The sequence below is a fragment of the Komagataeibacter kakiaceti JCM 25156 genome, from assembly GCF_000613305.1.
Genome location: NZ_BAIO01000503.1, coordinates 1 through 1665, shown reverse-complemented (window position 1 = coordinate 1665; position 1665 = coordinate 1). Strand labels below are relative to the sequence as shown.

Annotated in this window: 1 protein-coding gene and 1 pseudogene; both read left to right on the top strand. The window is 67.3% G+C overall.

Annotated features, from left to right (window positions below; translation table 11 throughout):
• Positions 1–763, top strand: a pseudogene (locus tag JCM25156_RS31515) (hypothetical protein); the annotation flags it as partial.
• 389 nt (positions 764–1152) lie between these two features.
• Positions 1153–1665: DUF3459 domain-containing protein (locus tag JCM25156_RS32440; protein WP_306301753.1), on the top strand; the 513-nt coding region annotated here is incomplete at its 3' end.

The window sequence follows — 1665 nt, the reverse complement described above, 5'->3', positions numbered from 1 at the left end:
TGGAGGCCGAAGGCCATGCCCCCACGCCCATGGCCCGGCGGGACGGGGATGGTTCGAATGCGTGCTGCCCTGCGGGGCGGGCACGCGCTACCGCTACCGCATCGCCCCGGACATGGCGGTGCCGGACCCGGCGTCATGCCATCAGCCCGATGACGTGCATGGCCCCAGCGAAGTCGTCGATCCCGCCAGCTACGAATGGAAGCACGATGCATGGCGGGGCCGCCCGTGGCATGAAAGCGTCATATACGAAGTACATGTGGGCCTTATGGGCGGATACGCAGGGGTGGCGCGGGATCTGCCCCGCATCGCGGCCTGCGGGTTTACGGCCATCGAACTCATGCCGCTTTCGGAAATACCGGGCGGGCGCAACTGGGGCTATGACGGGGTGCTGCCCTATGCCCCGGAATCAGCCCATGGATCGCCCGATGCGCTCAAGGCGCTGATCGACCAGGCGCACGGCCTCGGCTCATGGTGTTTCTGGACGTGGTGTACAACCATTTCGGCCCGGACGGGAATTACCTGTCGGCCTATGCCGCCCCTTTCTTCCGTGCCGACCGGCAGACCCCATGGGGGGCGGCGATTGATTTCCGGCAGACGGCGGTCGAGAGCTTCTTTGTGGATAATGCGCTGTACTGGCTCATGGAATTCCGCTTCGACGGGCTGCGGCTCGATGCCGTGCAGGCGATTACCGAGCGCGCATGGCTCCAGCGCCTGCCCGCGCTGGTCCATGCCCACATCGAAAGCGGGCGGCATGTCCACCTGATTCTGGAAAACGAGAATAACGATGCCGGGCTGCTGCGCGCGGGCTACAGCGCCCAGTGGAATGACGACGCCCATAACGCCCTGCACGTACTGCTGACCGGGGAGGGGGAGGGTTATTACGCCAACTTCACCCCCGACCCCACCGGCGCGCTGGCCCGCGTGCTGGCGGAAGGGTTCGCCTTTCAGGGCGAGGTATCGCCCGTCACGCACACACCACGCGGCAGCCCCAGCGGGGATCTGCCGCCCGAGCGGTTCATCATCTTCCTGCAGAACCATGACCAGATCGGCAACCGCGCGCTGGGGGAGCGGCTGACCACGCTTGCCCCGCCACAGGCTTTGCACGCGGCCTACGGGCTTGTGCTGCTCTGCCCGCAGATCCCGCTGCTGTTCATGGGGGAGGAGTGGGGATCGCGCCAGCCGTTCCTGTTCTTCACCAGCCATACGCCGGAACTGGGCCGTATCGTGCGGGAGGGACGGCGCAGGGAATTCGCCGCCTTTTCCCATTTCGCGTCCGAAACGGCGCGCCACGCCATTCCCGACCCCAACGCGCCGGAAACCTTCACCGCCTCCCGCCCCGACATGGCAGAGGCGAGTGGCCCGGAACACCAGGCATGGCAGGCGCTGATCCGTGACCTGCTGGCGATCCGCCGCACCGAAATCACGCCCCGCATTCCCGGCGCGCGGGCAATGGGCGCGCAGGTTATCGGTGACAGAGCCGTGGTGGCGCAATGGCGCATGGGGGATGGCGCGGTGCTGCGCATCGCGCTCAATCTGGGCGACCAGCACGCCAGCCTGCCCGATGCGACGGACGAACGCTGGGCGAAGGGGCGCTGCCTGTATGCAATGCCGCCCCACGGCGCGGCCCCGCACAGTACCATCATCCCCCCCCACGCGGTCATGGCC